The sequence below is a fragment of the Mesorhizobium sp. CNPSo 4684 genome (assembly GCF_057784315.1).
Genome location: NZ_JBWLUX010000008.1, coordinates 97139 through 114351, shown reverse-complemented (window position 1 = coordinate 114351; position 17213 = coordinate 97139). Strand labels below are relative to the sequence as shown.

Genomic DNA, 17213 nt, shown 5'->3' with positions numbered 1-17213 from the left:
GCTCACACCGCCGCGACGAACCCGTCCAGCACGCGTTTCTGGCCGGCCTTGTCGAAGTCGATGGTCAGCTTGTTGCCTTCGATGGCGGATATGTTGCCGTTGCCGAATTTCTGGTGGAAGACGCGGTCGCCGACGCTGAAGGGGGACGGCGTGTCGGCGACGGATTTGGCGACCAGTTCGCCGTCGATGGTGCGGCCCTTGACCGAGGTGCGGCCGGCGCCGTAGCCGGAGTCGGTCTCGCCATAGCCGATGCGCTCGACCTGATGGCCGGAGCGCGAGCCCCAGTTGCGGTCGGTCGCCTCGGTGCGGTTGGCTTGCGCGCGCTGCCAGCCCGGCGTCGCATAGGTGTTGGAGAAGGCGCCGGATTTTTCCGCGCCGACATTGTCGAAACGTGAGGCGCCATAGGGGTTCTGGCGGCCGCCACGTCCTGAAGCAAACGAGCCGCCGCCATAGGAATTGCCGTAGCCGCCATAGGAGTTGCCGCTTTCGGCGACCTCGACATGGGCGTTCGGCAATTCTTCGAGGAAACGCGACGGGATGGTCGACTGCCATAGGCCGTGGATCTGGCGGTTGGAGACGAACCAGATATGCAGGTTCTTCTTGGCGCGGGTCAGGCCGACATAGGCGAGCCGGCGCTCTTCCTCCAGTCCGGAACGGCCGCCTTCGTCGAGCGCGCGCTGATGCGGGAACAGGCCTTCCTCCCAGCCGGGCAGGAAGACGGTCTCGAATTCGAGGCCCTTGGCCGAATGCAGCGTCATGATGCTGACGGCATCGAGCCCGGCATTCTGCTCGGCATCCATGACCAGCGCCACATGTTCGAGGAAGGAGCGCAGCGACTCGTACTCCTCCATGGAACGGACCAGTTCCTTCAAATTTTCCAGCCGGCCCGGCGCTTCGGCCGAGCGGTCGTTCTTCCACATGTCGGTGTAGCCGCTCTCCTCCAGAATGGTCTCGGCGAGTTCGGTGTGCGGCGTGGTTTCCAGCGCCTTCTGCCAGCGCTCGAAATTGGCCGCGACTTCGCGCAAGGCGGCGCGCGGCTTCGGCTTCAGCTCGTCGCTTTCGGCGAGGTTGCCGGCCGCTTCCAGCATCGGGATGCGCAGTGCACGCGCCGTGTCGTGAATCTGGCGGATGGTGGCTTCGCCGAGGCCGCGCTTCGGCACATTGACGATGCGCTCGAAAGCGAGGTCGTCGCCGCCATTGGCGACAACGCGGAAGAAGGCCAGCGCATCGCGGATTTCCATGCGCTCGTAGAAACGCGGGCCGCCAATGACGCGGTAGTTGAGGCCGAGCGTGATGAAGCGGTCTTCGAAGGCGCGCATCTGGAACGAGGCGCGGACCAGGATCGCCATGTCGTTGAGATTGTGCTTGGCGCGCTGATAGGCCTCGATGGTCTCGCCGACGGCGCGGGCCTCCTCCTCGGAATCCCAGGCGGCGTGGACATGCACCTTCTCGTCGTCCTCGGCGACCTTCTCGGTGAACAATGTCTTGCCGAAGCGACCCTCATTGTGGGCGATGAGGTGCGAGGCGGTGCCGAGAATATGCGCGGTCGAGCGATAGTTACGCTCCAGCCGGAGGATGGTGGCGCCCGGAAAATCCTTGTCGAAGCGAAGGATGTTGTCGACCTCGGCGCCACGCCAGCCATAGATGGACTGGTCGTCGTCGCCGACGCAGCAGATATTCACGGTGGAGCGCTGGGATCCCTCCCCCTTGAGGGGAGGGTGGCCGGGCGAAGCCCGGTCGGGTGGGGTCCGTGAGGCAGCGCTCGACGCCCTGGTGGTGCCTTCTGCGGCGACCCCCTCTGCCCGCTTCGCGGGCACCTCCCCCTCGAGGGGGGAGGATTGCGGCCGCTGCGCCAGCAGCCGCAGCCACATGTATTGCGCGGTGTTGGTGTCCTGGTACTCGTCGACGAGAATGTATTTGAAGCGCTTGTGGTAGTCCTTCAGCACGTCCGGATTGGCGCGGAAGATGCGGATCGGGTGGCAGAGCAGATCGCCGAAGTCGCAGGCGTTCAGCGTCTGCAGCCTCTCCTGATAGGCCTTGTAGAGCTCACGGCCCTTGCCGTTGGCGAAGCTGCGCGCATCGCCTTCGGCGATATCGGCGGGGCCTTGGCCCTTGTTCTTCCAGCCGTCGATCATCTGGGCGAACTGCTTGGCCGGCCAGCGCTTGTCGTCCAGCCCCTCGGCCTGGATCAGCTGCTTGATCAGGCGCACGACATCGTCAGTGTCGAGGATGGTGAAATCGGATTTGAGCCCGGCAAGCTCGGCGTGTCTGCGAAGCAGCTTCACGCCGATCGAGTGGAAGGTGCCGAGCCACGGCATGCCCTCGACATTGCCTTCACCGATCAGGATGCCGATGCGCTGCTTCATCTCGCGCGCGGCCTTGTTGGTGAAGGTCACGGCCAGGATCTGCGACGGAAAGGCCCGGCCGGTTGCGAGAATGTGGGCGATGCGGGTGGTCAGCACCCGCGTCTTGCCTGTGCCGGCGCCGGCCAGCACCAGGACCGGGCCTTCGGTGGTTTCCACCGCCAGCCGCTGCTCGGGGTTGAGGCCGCTGAGATAATCAGGCGTTTCGTTGCGGCCGCTGCGGGCAGCCATGGCGCGCGCGGCTATGCCCGACGGGCCCGCGGGCCGCGCACTCGGTTCGTCAAAGAAAGGCATGTCTTCCGAAAAGCCGGACATCGTCCCCGAATGTAGTGATTCGGCAGCGAAAGACCAGAAGTGTCTACGTTTTGTTCTGGTTTGGAAGCCAGATTCCCACGCGCCGTGCGAATATTATCGCCCCAGCGCCCGACAGCCTGTGCAAAACCTTTCGCCCGGCCTACCTGGCTGCTGCCCGCATACGCTCGCCGACCTTGTCGGCGACATAGACGGCATCCCGCGCCGCGCCACGGATCATGGTGGAAGAGGTCGAGTGCTGGAATGAAGGTCGCAGATATAGAGGCCGCCAGGGGCGACCCGATCGCCCAGCTGCCGACCGAGATCGTCGTTGCGCATGTCCAGCGCGCGACCGGTCAAAATCTGATGGATGAGCTGCACCGCTAAGCCGTCGCGAAAGGCGGTCAAAGGGACCGCCTTGTTCTCACCCTATGCTGGCAGGCCAAGCTTGACACACGCGGCCTGCGGGAGAAAGCTGGCGACAGGGCAGGGACGGCTGCCTGAGAGGCGCCGCAAAGCGCAACAGTCGAAGGAGTATCGTCTTGGCTGTGGTCATCACCTCCCTCATCCTGTTCCTCATCGGCCTGGCACTTGGCGCCGGCGGCGTCCGGCTCGTGATGCTGGGCGGCAGCTGGTATTATGTCATCACCGGTCTCGCCTTCCTGATAACCGCCTGGCTGCTGTTCCGGCGCAAGTCGACGGCGCTGTGGCTCTACGCTGCGATCGTGCTTTGCACGCTTGCCTGGGCGGTGTGGGAAATCGGCTTCGACTGGTGGGAACTCGGCCCGCGCGGCGGCGTCATCGTGCTTCTGGCGCTGTGGCTGCTGACGCCGTGGGCAAGGCAGGGCCTCACCGGCCCCGACGCGCGTGCGCCGCTCATCCTGGCCGTGCTCGCATCGCTCGCAGTGGCCGGCTATTCGATGACCGCCGATCCCAAGGACATCGCCGGCGAGCTCAGCGCCGACAAGGTAACGCCGACCGCGGATCTCGGCGGCGACGTGCCTCCGGGCGAGTGGCACTTCTACGGCCGCACGCCCTATGGTCAGCGCTATTCGCCGCTCGACCAGATCACGCCGGACAATGTCGCCAAATTGCAGCCGGCCTGGACCTACCAGACCGGTGACGTCAAGGGTCCGGATGACGTCGGCGAAACCACCTATCAGGTAACGCCGCTCAAGGTGGGCGACACGCTCTACATCTGCACGCCGCACAATTTCGCCATCGCCATCGATGCCGCGACCGGCAAGGAGAAATGGCGCTTCGACCCCAAGATCAAGCTCGACAAGGACCGCCAGCACCAGACCTGCCGTGGCGTGTCCTACTACGCCGATGCCAAGATCGCCGCAGGCCAGCCCTGCGCGACACGCGTCTATCTGCCGACCTCGGACGCGCGGCTGATCGCGCTCGACGCCGCCAATGGCCAGGTCTGTCCGTCGTTCGCCGAAGCCGGCACGCTCAATTTGTTGACCAACATGCCGTACCCGAAGTCGGGCTACTACTATTCGACATCGGCGCCGCTGATATCAGGCGGCAAGATCATCGTCGGCGGCGCGGTCAACGACAATTATTCGACCGAGGAACCGTCCGGCGTCATCCGCGCCTTCGATGTCGACACCGGCGCGCTTGTATGGAACTGGGATTCCGGTAATCCGGACCAGACGACACCGCTGGCGGCGGGCCAGACCTACACCCACAACTCACCCAATATGTGGTCGACACCGAGCGCCGACGAGAAGCTCGGCCTTCTCTACGTGCCGCTCGGCAACCAGACGCCGGACCAGCTCGGCGCCGGGCGCAGCGCCAATGTCGAAAAGTTTTCCTCCTCGATCACCGCGCTCGATCTTGCCACCGGACAATTGCGCTGGGTGCGCCAGACCGTGCATCACGACCTCTGGGACATGGACGTGCCGGCGCAGCCGACGCTGGTCGACATCACCACGGCTGCCGGCCTGGTGCCGGCGCTGGTCGGGCCGACCAAACAGGGCGACCTCTATGTGCTCGACAGGCGCAGCGGCGAACCGATCATCCCGGTCAAGGAAGTGCCGGCGCCAGGCGGCGCCGTCGAGGGTGATCACACCTCGCCGACGCAGCCGGTTTCGGATCTGTCCTTTAACCCGAAGCCGCTGACCGGCGCCGACATGTGGGGCATCACCATGTTCGACCAGTTGGCCTGCCGGATCGAATTCCAGGGCCTGCGCTATGAGGGCCGCTATACGCCGCCTTCCGTGCAGGGGTCGCTGATCTATCCCGGCAATTTCGGCACATTCAACTGGGGTGGTGTCGCCGTCGATCCGGTCCGGCAGGTGATGTTCGGCATGCCGACCTATCTGGCCTTCAAATCGCAGCTCATTCCGCGCGACCAGGTGCCGCCGCCGGATGAAGGTCGCGGCAGCGAACAGGGGCTCAACCGCAATGAGGGTGCGCCATACGCAGTGGTGATGGGGCCGTTCCTGTCGCCACTCGGCGTGCCATGCCAGGCGCCGCCATGGGGCTATGTCGCGGGCGCCGATCTCAGAATCGGCAAGATCGCCTACAAGCACCGCAACGGCACCGTCTACGACATGACGCCGTTGCCGCTGCCGCTGAAGGTCGGCGTTCCCGGCATTGGCGGGCCGATGATCACCGCCGGCGGCGTCGCCTTCCTTGGCGCGGCGGTCGACGACTATTTGCGCGCCTATGATGTGACATCGGGCAAGCAGCTCTGGCGGGCCAGGCTGCCGGCCGGCGGGCAATCGACGCCAATGACCTACACCGTCGCCGATGGCCGCCAGTTCGTGGTCATCGTCGCCGGCGGCCACGGCTCGGTCGGCACTAAGCCGGGCGACTATGTGATGGCGTACACGCTGCCGAAGTAGGGGCTGGGATTCTATCTGTGTGTTCGGCCCGGCCGATCGATAGGAGTTCCGGCAATGCTGGCGCCGCCCCTCATCTGCCTGCCGGCATCTTCTCCCCGTATAGTGACGGGGAGAAGGAGCAGTTTCGGCGCTGGCTCTCTTCCTGCAACGTTGGTGATTGGCGAAATCATCGATGACGGCTCCTTCTCCCCGTCACTATACGGGGAGAAGTGCCCGGCAGGGCGATGAGGGGCAGCTCCAGCCTTGGGCAGCCATGATCGGGACCGCTGGTTGGCGGGCGCTATCAGAGCCCGAGATGGCCCTTCAGGCTCGGCACCGAGTCGAGCACTTCGTTGGTCAGCTGCGGCCCTGCGGCGGCTTCGGCCTGCTGGATCAGCGTGGTGCCGGCCTTCTGGATCTGCGCCATGTCGAGGCCGGAGGCTTTGAGCGCGGCGACACCGTTGATCAGCGCGCCGGTCTTTTCGCCAAGCACGCCGCCAAGCGCACCTTGCAGCGACGACAGGAAGCCACCACCGCCGGCAGGGGCGGCAGCCATGACGTCGTATTTCTGGGCGAGTGCGTCAGCGCCCGGGATCTTGGCAAAGAAGCTGGAGACGGTGGTGTCTTCGGCTTCATGTTCGAGCACCGAGAAGATGGTGCCGACAACCTTTTCGGTGACCGCCTGATCGAGGCCGGCTTTCTGCGAGACGATGGTCACGATGCTCTGGGCGTCCATGGTATTTCCCCTCGGCTGTCAGTTAGCGGGTTTTCGAACGGCGCCGGTCGACCCGGACCTTCACCATCCGCTTGGCAGCTTCCGACGCGGCGGAGCGCAGGGCCAGCAAGGCGGCTGCGGCAACCACGAGCGCGCTTAAAAGGATCGGAGTGGACAAGGTCATGGCGTTGTTCCTTCTCGTCTGGCTGCCACAACGGGCGAAGCCACAATCAACTTCCCCTGATATTGTGGCGGCACCATCAACATTCTCTGAAATGACCAAAATGTGATGGCTGCGCGGTTGGTGCGGCTGACTTGTGCCAACTGCACGGCCTGACGACGAAAGCGTCACTGATCCGTGACTGGACCGTGCGAGCTTGCACCCTATCTTGACCCGCAAGGTCATCCCGGAGTGACCCGCAAATCATCCCGGAGTGACCGTGAGATCATCTCCTAGCGAGGAGCACGCCATGACGAAAGCCGCCGCCGAAGCCACCAAGCCTGCCATCACGACTCCTGCCATTACTCAGGCGATGATCGATGCCTATGACGAATACACGCATCTGACGCTCGACCGCCGCCGCTTCATGGAACAGCTGACCAGGCTCGCCGGATCGGGCGCCGCAGCCGCCGCGATCGCGCCGCTGCTGGCCGCGAATTCGGCGCAGGCGGCAATCGTCGCCGACAATGATCCGCGGGTGAAGGCGCAGGATATCACCTATCCCGGCAGCAGCGCCGAGATGAAGGGCTATCTGGTCAAGCCGGCGGACCAGTCGGGCAAGCTCGGCAGCGTCATTGTGGTGCATGAGAACAGGGGCCTCAACCCGCATATCAGGGATGTGGCACGGCGGGTGGCGCTTGAGGGTTTCGTGGCGCTGGCGCCGGATTTCCTGTCGCCGCTCGGCGGCACGCCCACTGACGAAGACAAGGCGCGCGACATGTTCACCAAGCTCGACGCCAGCCAGGTCACCGCCGATGGTCTGGCGACCATCGCCTATCTCAAGGCCGAGAAGGACGGCAACGGCAAGGTCGGCGCCGTCGGCTTCTGCTGGGGCGGCGGCGCGGTCAATGATTTGGCCGTCAACGCGCCGGATCTCGCGGCCGGCGTCGCCTATTACGGCATGCAGCCGAAGGCCGAGGATGCGGCGAAGATCAAGGCGGCGCTGCTGCTGCACTATGCCGGGCTCGACGAGCGCATCGACGCCGGCATCGATGCCTACAAGAAGGCGCTCGACGCCGCGCATGTCGAATACACCGTCTATGTGTATGACGGCGTCAACCATGCCTTCAACAACGACACATCGGCCGCGCGCTACGACAAGAAGGCAGCTGATCTGGCCTGGGGCAGGACGATCGCTTTCCTGAAGGAGAAGCTGGCTTAGTAGACCGGTCAACGCCCGGCGGGGCAATGAGGGCAGTGCAGGCCGACGTCAGGCGTGGCCGCGTTTCATGCGCGCCTGCTTCAGGATGGCGCGCCAGCGAATCATGTCGAACGGGATCGGTTCGTTGCTGTTGGCGATGTGGAAGATCTCGTTGTTGACGTTCTTCAACGAGCGCCAGAAATCATAGTCGGTGATGCGCGGATCGGCAGCCAGCCTGTCCACTTCGACCTTGATGTCGGTTTTCATGCACGTTCCTCGAACCGCCTGTGCCCCGCCGCCCGCATCGCAACTCGGATCGACCCGTTCTCAAACGGTCCGCTGAGTCGTTCAATGGCTCAAATGGTTTGTTAACGTTAAAAGCTCGGTAAGGTTAACGCGGGCACGGGAGCGCATCAAGCGGTCTTGCGGCGAATACCGATCGAACGGCCGGCGCGCTCGGGCATGGGCAGTCCAGAATGGGCGGCGCGCATGGCTTCCACCTTGGCCTGCACGTCGGCGGGGAAGGGCGCAACCTTCGGCCCGGACATATCGACATGCAGCGACAGGGTTTCGGAGGTGGCGGCGAGCCAGCCGTCGACATGGCGGATTTCCTGGTAGGCCCTCAGCCGCTTGTCGTCATGGTCGATCAGCTGGAACGAGACGACGACCTTGTGTTCGAGATGCAGCTCCTGCACGTAGCAGACATGGACCTCGGCCGTGTAGATGGTGAGGCGCCGCTCGTTGACATAGTCCAGCCCCATGCCCATTGCCGCAAAGGCTTCATCCGAGCAGCGGTCGAACAGCACGTTGTAGTAGGCCATGTTGAGGTGGCCGTTATAGTCGATCCAGTCCTTCTCGATGTCCATCGGCTTGGAGACGTAGGGGGCAGGGATGGACATTGGAACTTCCTTGTTCTGGTGCTGGACCGAGTTCTGGTGCTGGACAGGCCGCGGTAGGTGAGACTACGCATCCATAATCGCATAACAAGCGTGGACGCTGGTCCATTCGCGGAGGAATTCATGGCTCTGAGCGACCTCAACCCGGTCGAACGCAACGAGGAAGGCATCGCCGCCGTGCTCGGCATCCTCAAGCAGCAGTTCGGCGAACGTTTCCAGACCGGCGCGGCGATCCGCTCACAGCATGCGCATACCACTACGTATATTCCGACGCAGGCGCCTGACGGTGTCGCTTTCCCGGAGACGACAGAAGAGGTGCAGGAGATCGTGCGCGCCTGCGCCGCGCACCGCGTTCCTGTCATCGCCTTCGGTGTCGGTTCCTCGCTTGAGGGCCACACCAACGCGCCGGGCGGCGGGATCTCGGTCGACACATCGCGCATGAACCGCATCCTGGCGGTTAACCCGCAAGATCTCGACTGCACGGTCGAGCCGGGTGTTACGCGGGAGGACCTGAACCGTCATCTGCGCGACACCGGGCTGTTCTTTCCGATCGATCCCGGCGCCAATGCGTCGCTCGGTGGCATGGCGGCGACCAGGGCGTCGGGCACCAATGCGGTGCGCTACGGCACGATGCGCGAGAATGTCTTGTCGCTGACAGCCGTGATGGCCGATGGCGAGACGGTGACCACCGGCAAGCGGGCGAAGAAGAGCTCTGCCGGCTACGACCTCACGCGGCTTTTGGTCGGCTCGGAAGGCACGCTCGGCATCATCACCTCGCTGACACTCAGGTTGCAAGGCATTCCGCAGGCGATCTCCGGCGGCGTCTGTCCGTTTCCAAGTCTGGAGGCGGCCTGCAACGCGGTCATCGCGACCATCCAGATGGGCATCCCGGTGGCGCGCATCGAACTGGTCAATGCGCTGCAGATGCGGGCGATGAAGAATTATTCCAAGCTCGACTATCCCGAGAGCCCGTGCCTGTTCGTGGAATTCCATGGCAGCGATGCCGGCGTCGCCGAACAGGCCGAAACTTTTGGCATGATCGCCGAGGAGAATGGCGGCGGGCCGTTCCTGTGGACCAGCGTCGCCGAGGAACGGACGAAATTGTGGAAGGCCAGGCACGACGCCTATTGGGCATCGCTGACGCTGCGGCCGGGCACCAAGGGCCTGTCGACCGATGTCTGCGTGCCGATCTCGCGGCTCGCCGAATGCGTTGCCGAAACCGAGGCCGATATTGCCGAGATGGGCCTGGTGGCGCCGATTGTCGGGCATGCCGGCGACGGCAATTTCCACGTTCTGGTGCTGATGGATGTCAACGATCCCAATGAGATCGCGCTGGCGGAGAAATTCGTCTCGCGGCTCAACATGCGGGCGATCGCCATGGACGGCACCTGCACCGGCGAACACGGCATCGGCCAGGGCAAGATCGGCTTCCTGCGCCATGAGCTCGGCCATGGCGTCGATATCATGCGTTCGATCAAAAAAGCGCTCGATCCGCAAGACATTATGAACCCGGGCAAGATACTGCCGGGGGTGGGGAAATAGTGGAATGGCCACAAGCGAGACCCTGCTACCGATCGACGTGCCGCCGTCGTCCGCCGGCGCGCCTTCGCCTCATGTCTTTGCCGATGAAGGTAGGCTGCTAGTTGCCTACATCGTCGACAGACCGGATCCGTCATTCGACGGCACCAATCCGCGCTCGGTTTCGCCCGCGACAGAAAGCCAGGCGATCGCAATCCTGACGGCGGACCCTTATCTGGCATTTCAATTCGGCCCGCCGAACGACGAAGCCATCAGCGGGCACCGTCTCTATAGGCTGGGGTTGCAGCCTTATTCGGCGTTCGAAGTCCTCAATTCGTCCTGGATCGCGTCCCTGGAAAAGGCAAATCGGGTTCACTCGTCCCACACGCCGGAACTGTTTTCCGCTTACCGGCATTTCATCCTGACGTTCCAGGATTCGACGCTGGAATTCATTGCGAGGAGCTTTTCGGTCAGCCTTCATCAGGGGGCGGTCCTGCCGACGCTGATGGAGGCGGCCGGATCTCGGTGATCGGGCGCACCGAGATGGGCCAACCGCGATGTGTCTGCCAGATGAATTGCCTCTTTATCGACACGCTGATGCGGGTAGAGTGCGGCTGACTTTCAATCAACCCGTTCGGAGCTGATGCTCGCACGCCTGTTCGTGATCTTCGGTGGCTTGTTTGTGCTGGTGCTGCTTGCGGCGCTGGTGGTGCCGTATTTTATCGACTGGACCGGCTATCGCGCCGAGTTCGAGCGCGAGGCGAGCGCCATTCTCGGCCGCAAGGTGACGGTGCAGGGCGACGCCACGGCGCGGCTGTTGCCGTTCCCCTCGGTGACCTTCTCCAACGTCACCGTCGCCGGCGGTCCCGGCGGCCAGCCGGCAATGACCGTCGAGACTTTTTCGATGGATGCGGAACTGGCGCCGTTCCTGCGCGGCGAAGTGCTGATCTTCGACATGCGGCTGGTGCGTCCGAAGGCAACGATCGACATTGCCGATGACGGTACGGTTGACTGGGCGATGCGGCCGTCCTCGCCCTTCGACGTCAACCAGATCTCGATCGAGAGGCTGACGGTGACGGAGGGCGAGATTGCGCTCCGCCATGCCGCCGGCGGCCGCAGCCATGTGATTTCCGAAATCAATTCGACCATCTCTGCCAAGTCGCTGGCAGGGCCGTGGCGCATGGACGGGACGTTGCGGCTCGACGGCCTGCGCTCGACGGTCGTCGCTTCGACGGGGAAGGCCGAGGGCAATGGCCAGATGCGGCTGAGGCTCAAGGTCGATCCGGACGACTATCCGCTGGTCGTCGAGACCGACGGCAATGCCGGCATCGTCAACGGGGCTGCCGTCTATACCGGCCAGTTCAAGATTTCCGGTAACGACAAGAATTCAGCTGCGCTGCGCGGCTCCGATGGCGAGAGCGTCAAGGTCAGCGCCGGCAAACCCGATCCGGGGTTTAGGCTGAACGGCAAGTTCTCGCTCGATCACCAGAAGCTCGGCGTCGACGAATTCCGTTTCGAGACCGGGCCGCTCGACAATCCCTACACCGCCGACGGCAAGGCTTCGGTCGATCTCGGCCTCAAGCCGAGCTTCGCCATCGAGGCCAATGGCGCGCAGGTGCAATTGGATGAGGCGGTGGGCGCTGAAAAGGGCGCCGGCTTGACACTGGACCAGCGCATTGCCGGGATCGAGCAGGCGCTGCTCGACCTGCCGATGCCGACCATTCCCGGCACCGTCGAGGTCAAGCTGCCTGCGGTGGTGGCCGGCGACACCACGGTGCGCGACGTGCATCTCTCGGCCGAGCCGGTCGAGGCCGGCTGGTCGGTGAAGTCGATGGCTGCGACCTTGCCCGGGCGCACCACGCTGGAAGCCAGCGGCATGCTTAGCGTCCAAGACCATTTCGGCTTCACCGGTTCCATGCTTCTGGCGGTGGCGCAGCCTTCCGGCTTTGCCGCCTGGCTGTCGAAGGATGTCGACGAGGCGATCCGCCGCCTGCCTGCCGCCGGCTTCAAGGCCAAGGTCGATCTGTCGGAGAAGCGCCAGGCGTTCAGCGATCTCGAACTGATCCTCGGCAAGGCAAAGTTTTCCGGCCGCATCGATTCCAGCCAGCCCGACGACGCCAAGCCGTCGGTGCTGATGCGGCTCACGGGCGGCGAACTCGATGTCGACGGGCTGACGGCGTTCGCCTCGATCTTCGTCAGCGACAAGGGCGCCAACCGCTTTTCCGACCGCGACCTCGATTTCCAGATCAAGGCTGGGCCTGTCAGCGCCGGCGGGCTGACCGCCGACACGGTCGATACCGCGCTCAGGCTGCGCGACGGGCTGCTCGAAATCGACCGGCTGTCGATTGGCGGCCTGGCCGGAGCGTCGATCAGCGCCACCGGCCGGATCAAGGATTTCCCGGCCAGCCCGACCGGCAAGCTCGACGCCTCGGTGGTCGCCGTCGATCTGAAGCCGCTGATCGACATCGCTGCGCAACACTATCCCGACAATGATGTGCTGAAGGGACTGGCAAGCCGCACTTCTGCCTATCCCGAGCTGTTCCAGGACGCGCGAGTCGATCTGGTGGCAAGTGCCGCCGACAATGGTGACGGCACGACGGGGCTGGCGGTGAGCGGGCAAGGCAACGCTGGCGGCTCAGCTTTTTCGGCGTCGCTGTCGGGCAAGGGTGCTGCCGGCCAGTTGCTCGACGCGCCGGTAACGCTGACCTTCAACGCCAAAAACCCGGACGCCACCGCGCTGCTGGCGCTCTACGGAATGCCGGCGCTGCCGCTCGGTATGCTCGGCCAGGCAAGTACCGACATCTCGGCTAAAGGCACGCTTGGCGGCGGCCTGGCGACGAGTTTCAACCTCGCCGCCGATGATTTCAAGGCAACGTTCGACGGCACCGTCGCCGAAAGCCCGCAAGGCGCCACCGTCAAGGGCAAGATCGGCCTCGATGCCTCCGATATCGAGCCCTGGCTGATGACCACCGGCGTCGGCCTGCCGGGCATGGGGGCCGGCACGTCGACCTCGCTCAGCGCGGATGCCGATTTCGGCAGTGGCCTGTTGGTGCTGAGCGGCCTCAACGGGTCCATCAACGAAGCGGCGGTGTCCGGTGACATCAATCTCGACGTGAAGCAGGGACTGCCGCATCTTGCCGGTGCGCTGGCGCTCGACGAACTCGACCTCGACCCGATGGCGGTGGCGCTGTTCGGCGACCAGTCCTTCATCGCCAGCAACGGCAACTGGCCGACGGCGCCGTTCAGTCAGAAATCCAGCCTGCCATTCACCGCCGACCTCGATCTGACGACGGCCACGCTTGCCGCCGGGCCGCTGGCCACGGCCTATGACGCATCGCTGTCGCTAAAACTCGACCAGGAAGGCATCCGCGTTTCGGACCTGAAGGCAAAGCTGCTCGGCGGCGCACTCACCGGTCTGTTCGAATTGAAGAACACCGACGGCAACGGGCTGTTCTCCGGTCAGATGAGGCTTGCCGGCGCTGATCTCACGACTGTGCTGCCCAATGCTGGCCTGAGCGGCAGTGGCGATTTCTCGACTGGCCTGTCGACCAGCGGCAAATCGGTCGACGCGATGATTGCCGCACTCTCCGGCTCCGGCACGGCGGCGCTGAAAGGCCTGACCATTGCCGGTGTCAATCCCGATGCCTTCGGCGCCTTGATCGCCAAGGCCGATACGATCGGGCGCGACATCGACGTGGCCAAGACCGCGGGCTTTGCGCCTGACATTGCCGGCGACGGCAATTTTGCCGCCGGTGATACCGACATCGCCTTTACGGTTGCCGGCGGTACGCTCAGGGCGCCGCCGGTCAAGCTGGAAAACGCTGGCGCGGCATTGTCCGCCGACATCACGGCGGACCTGAACACCAGCACCGTCGCCGCCAGGGGTACGATCACCTACAAGCCTGGCGACCAGGCGCTGGTCGGGTCGGATCCCTCGGTCAATTTCAGCGTCGACGGGCCGTTCGGCGCGATGAAGAAGCTGTTCGACAGCGAGCCGCTGGCGCAGTTTTTGACGCAGCGCGCGCTGGAAAAAGAGCAGCAGCGGGTCGAGGCGATGCAGGCTGCACTGCTCGAGAAGCAGCGGCTGCGGCGCGAAGTGCGCTATTACGCTGCGCTACAGACCGAACGTGACAACGCGGCTGAAGAATTGCGCAAGCAGGAAGAAGCGGCCCGGCTGAAAGCCGAGGCCGACGCCAGGGCGAAAGCTGAAGCCGACGCAAAAGCGCAGGCCGAAGCGGATGCCAAGGCCAAGGCGGATGCGGAAGCAAAGGCCGATGCCGCTGCGAAAGCGCAGGCGGAAGCCGACGCCAAGGCCAAGGCAGACGCCGAAGCGAAGGTGCAGGCCGAGCAGCAGGCAGCCGAAGACGCCGCCAAGGCCGAAGCCGAACGGAAGAAGGCTGAGCAAGCGATGCGGATTGCTTCGCAGGAAAAGGCCAGGCTGGAGGCCGAACGCAAGGCTCGGGAGCAGGCGCCGAAGGTCGACCGCTCACTGCCCGGCGTCAATGACGGTACGGCCCCGGCGCCGCCAACGCCCAAGACAAACCCATTCTCGGTCGACAATCTGCTGAAGTCGCTGGGCAATTAACGGCCCGTGCCGCTGACCGCGAGCGCCTATTGTTTATGACGGGTCAGCAGAGCTCCCAGCATCGGTTCGATGCGCTCAAGTTCATCGAGATGCACGGCAGACAGTTCGGCAAGACGGTTTTCAGCGTGCTCGGTCAATTTCAAGAATACGCGCCGCTGATCGTCCTTGTCCTGGTGCCTGATGACAAGCCCTGCCTCACTTAGCCGGTCGACCAGTTCCACGGCGCTGTGATGACGGACACGCAGGCGTTCGGCGAGGTCGCCGACCGTCACCGGTCCACCGCCTGGAACCCCCTTGATCGCCAGCAGCGCCTGATGTTGGCGCGGGGTCAGGCCGGCTTCGTTGGCCTTGGTCTGGCTGAATTCGAGGAAGCGCCGGATCAGGTAACGGAATTCGGACAGGCGCTGGTAATCGGCCTGGGAGATGGCGGGGCGTGGCTTCTGCGGAAAGGTCATTTCCGATCTCTATCGCCCTTTCCCGAAAAAGCTCAACGGCCAGCTTAAGATCCTCGTCCAAAATGACGCGGCGAGGCGGTTGAGAACGATCTTGAATAGTTATATCGTATTACGATACATAGCGCCCGACAACAGGATGGCGCTCGGCGCCTCCAGAAAGCTGGGCTCGCCACATGAAATCCTTGGAAAATCACCACCTTCGCGACTTCACCACCGATACGCGCGTGCTGCTCATCGCGACGATCGCCGTAGCGGTTGCGACGGCCGGGCTGTTTGCCGGGATTGCACTGCTGAAGCTGATCCGGCTTGCCACCAACGTCGCCTATTTCGGCCAGTTCTCGCTGGCCGATCTAAGGCTGGAGAATACGCCGCTCGGTTATGCCGCGGTCATCGTTCCGGTGATCGGCGCGCTGATCATCGGCTTGATGGCCAGATACGGCAGTGAGAAGATCCGTGGCCACGGCATTCCCGAAGCCATCGAGGCCATCCTGCTCGGTCGCTCGCGGCTCGGCGCCAAGGTGGCGATCCTGAAGCCGCTGTCGTCGGCGATCTCGATCGGCAGCGGCGGTCCGTTCGGCGCCGAGGGCCCGATCATCATGACCGGCGGGGCCATCGGTTCGCTGATCGCGCAGATGCTGCCGGTCAGCGACAATGAGCGCAAGACGCTGCTGGTGGCGGGCGCAGCGGCAGGCATGACCACCGTCTTCGGAACGCCGATCGCCGCGATTATGCTGGCCGTGGAACTGCTGCTCTTCGAATGGACGCCGCGCAGTTTCATTCCGGTCGCCGTCGCGGCCATCATTGCCGAGGTCGAGCGCACCATGCTGCATTTGCCGGGGCCGATCTTCCCGTTCCAGGGCAGCATGGTGTCGTCGTTCACCGGCCTGGGCGGCTGGGTGCTGATCGGGATATGCGCCGGGATGCTGTCCGGTTTGCTGACGCAGATGGTTTATGCCTGTGAGGACGCTTTCCAGAAGCTGCCGATACACTGGATGTGGTGGCCGATGATCGGCGGCCTTGTGGTCGGCATTGGCGGACTGATCGAGCCGCAGGCACTGGGCGTCGGTTATGACAACATCGCGGGCATGCTCGACGGCCGCCTGATCGCCACTGCCGCTCTTATCCTGCTGGTGGTGAAGGCGATCATCTGGTCGGTGGCGCTGGGCTCAGGAACATCGGGTGGCGTGCTGGCGCCGCTGTTGATCATGGGCGGCGCCATGGGCGCGGTTCTCGCCGGCATCCTGCCCGAGGCGACACCCGGCTTCTGGCCATTGCTGGCGATGGCGGCGACCATGGGCGGCACCATGCGCGCGCCGCTGACGGCGACTTTCTTTGCGGTCGAGCTGACCGGCAATACCCATGTGTTGGTGCCCTTGATCACCGCTTGCGCGGCCGCGCACGCCGTCACCGTGCTGTTGATGAAGCGATCGATCCTGACCGAAAAGATCGCCAGGCGAGGGCATCATCTGGTTCGCGAATATCGCGTCGATCCGTTTGCGCTGACCAGGGTGCGCGAGGTCATGACAACGCAAGTGGAGAGCGTGCCGGCGACGATGACGCTTCATGGCGCGGCCGCCTTCCTGACCGCGCCGGAGACGCGACATCCGAGCTTTCCCGTCGTCAATGAATACGGCCATGTGCTTGGCGTCATCGATCCACCGGCGATCCTGCGCTGGCGGCGCGCGGGCATGCACCGCACCACGACGCTCGGCGAATTGCTGGCCGGCGGCAAGCTCACGCTTGCCTATCCGGACGAGTATCTTGAGGGTCTTTCCGACAAACTGCTAATGGCCAGCGTCTCGCATTTGCCGGTCGTCGCGCGTGAGGATGCGCGGCTGATCGGCTATGTCGGCTGGAAGGATCTGATGCGGGTCAGGTCGAGGAAGCAGGCCGAGGAACGCGATCGCTCGGCCCTGCTGGGCTTTGGCACCCGCCGCAAGAAACAGGATACGGTCATTAAGGCCTAAGAAATTCTCCCGTCGCGCTTCGCCCAGTCCAGCACATGCAGTCTGAGTGCCGAGGACAAATTGGCGTCGCGCGGCCTTGTCTCGTCGATTTCGGCGACCAGGGCGGCAAGCGTCAGCTTTCGCGCTGCGGCGATGGCGACGAGGTCGTCGTAGAACGGTTTTTCGAGCGAATAGCTGGTGCGGTGGCCGCGGATCGTTACCGAGCGTTTTTCGACCGGGCTCACCGCA

General features: G+C 64.1%; 14 protein-coding genes. 7 read left to right on the top strand and 7 right to left on the bottom strand.

Going from position 1 to position 17213, the window contains the following annotated elements:
• Positions 1-2: 2 nt before the first annotated feature.
• Positions 3-2678: an ATP-dependent helicase gene (locus AC04SG_RS09350; protein WP_488550790.1), complete on the bottom strand. Its 2676-nt coding sequence runs from the start codon at positions 2676-2678 to the stop codon at positions 3-5.
• 240 nt (positions 2679-2918) lie between these two features.
• Here AC04SG_RS09350 and AC04SG_RS09345 point away from each other — a divergent pair, with 240 nt between their 5' ends.
• Both AC04SG_RS09345 and AC04SG_RS09340 read left to right on the top strand, forming a co-directional pair.
• Positions 2919-3041: a hypothetical protein gene (locus AC04SG_RS09345; protein WP_488550789.1), complete on the top strand. Its 123-nt coding sequence runs from the start codon at positions 2919-2921 to the stop codon at positions 3039-3041.
• Between the two features lie 155 nt (positions 3042-3196).
• On the top strand, positions 3197-5509 hold the full coding sequence (locus AC04SG_RS09340; protein WP_488550788.1) for a glucose/quinate/shikimate family membrane-bound PQQ-dependent dehydrogenase: 2313 nt from the start codon (positions 3197-3199) through the stop codon (positions 5507-5509).
• Between the two features lie 283 nt (positions 5510-5792).
• On the opposite strand, the gene AC04SG_RS09335 is transcribed toward AC04SG_RS09340, so the two are convergent.
• Together AC04SG_RS09335 and AC04SG_RS09330 are read right to left on the bottom strand one after the other, a co-directional pair.
• Complete coding sequence (locus AC04SG_RS09335) at positions 5793-6224, bottom strand: hypothetical protein (RefSeq protein WP_488550787.1); 432 nt, start codon at positions 6222-6224, stop codon at positions 5793-5795.
• Between the two features lie 22 nt (positions 6225-6246).
• On the bottom strand, positions 6247-6387 hold the full coding sequence (locus AC04SG_RS09330; RefSeq protein WP_162712035.1) for a hypothetical protein: 141 nt from the start codon (positions 6385-6387) through the stop codon (positions 6247-6249).
• Positions 6388-6673: 286 nt separating this feature from the next.
• Between AC04SG_RS09330 and AC04SG_RS09325 the strand changes: the two genes are divergently transcribed.
• Positions 6674-7585 (top strand): dienelactone hydrolase family protein, encoded by a 912-nt coding sequence (locus tag AC04SG_RS09325; RefSeq protein ID WP_488550786.1) that lies wholly within the window; start codon positions 6674-6676, stop codon positions 7583-7585.
• Positions 7586-7633: 48 nt separating this feature from the next.
• Here AC04SG_RS09325 and AC04SG_RS09320 read toward each other — a convergent pair whose 3' ends face one another.
• Positions 7634-7831: a hypothetical protein gene (locus AC04SG_RS09320; RefSeq protein ID WP_056582983.1), complete on the bottom strand. Its 198-nt coding sequence runs from the start codon at positions 7829-7831 to the stop codon at positions 7634-7636.
• Between the two features lie 146 nt (positions 7832-7977).
• Positions 7978-8463: a thioesterase family protein gene (locus AC04SG_RS09315; protein ID WP_488550785.1), complete on the bottom strand. Its 486-nt coding sequence runs from the start codon at positions 8461-8463 to the stop codon at positions 7978-7980.
• A 120-nt stretch (positions 8464-8583) separates the two neighbouring features.
• Between AC04SG_RS09315 and AC04SG_RS09310 the strand changes: the two genes are divergently transcribed.
• From AC04SG_RS09310 to AC04SG_RS09300, 3 genes are all read left to right on the top strand, one after another.
• A complete protein-coding gene (locus AC04SG_RS09310) occupies positions 8584-10002 on the top strand; it encodes an FAD-binding oxidoreductase (RefSeq protein ID WP_488550784.1) in 1419 nt (472 codons plus the stop codon).
• 4 nt (positions 10003-10006) lie between these two features.
• Positions 10007-10507, top strand: coding sequence for a hypothetical protein (locus AC04SG_RS09305; RefSeq protein ID WP_488550783.1), 501 nt, complete (start codon positions 10007-10009; stop codon positions 10505-10507).
• 114 nt (positions 10508-10621) lie between these two features.
• The gene (locus AC04SG_RS09300; RefSeq protein ID WP_488550782.1) at positions 10622-14563 is read left to right on the top strand and encodes an AsmA family protein; all 3942 of its coding nucleotides are present in this window, start codon (positions 10622-10624) and stop codon (positions 14561-14563) included.
• A 26-nt stretch (positions 14564-14589) separates the two neighbouring features.
• Here the strand turns inward: AC04SG_RS09300 and AC04SG_RS09295 are convergent, their stop codons facing one another.
• Positions 14590-15018, bottom strand: a complete 429-nt coding sequence (locus tag AC04SG_RS09295) for a MarR family winged helix-turn-helix transcriptional regulator (RefSeq protein ID WP_488550781.1) — start codon at positions 15016-15018, stop codon at positions 14590-14592.
• Positions 15019-15191: 173 nt separating this feature from the next.
• Here AC04SG_RS09295 and AC04SG_RS09290 point away from each other — a divergent pair, with 173 nt between their 5' ends.
• Complete coding sequence (locus AC04SG_RS09290; protein ID WP_488550780.1) at positions 15192-16985, top strand: chloride channel protein; 1794 nt, start codon at positions 15192-15194, stop codon at positions 16983-16985.
• Here AC04SG_RS09290 and AC04SG_RS09285 read toward each other — a convergent pair.
• Positions 16982-17209 (bottom strand): ribbon-helix-helix domain-containing protein, encoded by a 228-nt coding sequence (locus tag AC04SG_RS09285; RefSeq protein ID WP_488550779.1) that lies wholly within the window; start codon positions 17207-17209, stop codon positions 16982-16984. The two genes, AC04SG_RS09290 and AC04SG_RS09285, sit on opposite strands and share 4 nt — an antisense overlap.
• Between the last annotated feature and the right edge of the window lie 4 nt (positions 17210-17213).

Bases quoted from the DNA above. Each gene is read 5' to 3' on its own strand.
- AC04SG_RS09350 (WP_488550790.1), bottom strand. From the start codon at position 2,678: ATGTCCGGCTTTTCGGAAGACATGCCTTTCTTTGACGAACCGAGTGCG.
- AC04SG_RS09345 (WP_488550789.1), top strand. From the start codon at position 2,919: ATGAAGGTCGCAGATATAGAGGCCGCCAGGGGCGACCCGATCGCCCAG.
- AC04SG_RS09335 (WP_488550787.1), bottom strand. From the start codon at position 6,224: ATGGACGCCCAGAGCATCGTGACCATCGTCTCGCAGAAAGCCGGCCTC.
- AC04SG_RS09330 (WP_162712035.1), bottom strand. From the start codon at position 6,387: ATGACCTTGTCCACTCCGATCCTTTTAAGCGCGCTCGTGGTTGCCGCA.
- AC04SG_RS09325 (WP_488550786.1), top strand. From the start codon at position 6,674: ATGACGAAAGCCGCCGCCGAAGCCACCAAGCCTGCCATCACGACTCCT.
- AC04SG_RS09320 (WP_056582983.1), bottom strand. From the start codon at position 7,831: ATGAAAACCGACATCAAGGTCGAAGTGGACAGGCTGGCTGCCGATCCG.
- AC04SG_RS09315 (WP_488550785.1), bottom strand. From the start codon at position 8,463: ATGTCCATCCCTGCCCCCTACGTCTCCAAGCCGATGGACATCGAGAAG.
- AC04SG_RS09310 (WP_488550784.1), top strand. From the start codon at position 8,584: ATGGCTCTGAGCGACCTCAACCCGGTCGAACGCAACGAGGAAGGCATC.
- AC04SG_RS09305 (WP_488550783.1), top strand. From the start codon at position 10,007: ATGGCCACAAGCGAGACCCTGCTACCGATCGACGTGCCGCCGTCGTCC.
- AC04SG_RS09300 (WP_488550782.1), top strand. From the start codon at position 10,622: ATGCTCGCACGCCTGTTCGTGATCTTCGGTGGCTTGTTTGTGCTGGTG.
- AC04SG_RS09295 (WP_488550781.1), bottom strand. From the start codon at position 15,018: ATGACCTTTCCGCAGAAGCCACGCCCCGCCATCTCCCAGGCCGATTAC.
- AC04SG_RS09290 (WP_488550780.1), top strand. From the start codon at position 15,192: ATGAAATCCTTGGAAAATCACCACCTTCGCGACTTCACCACCGATACG.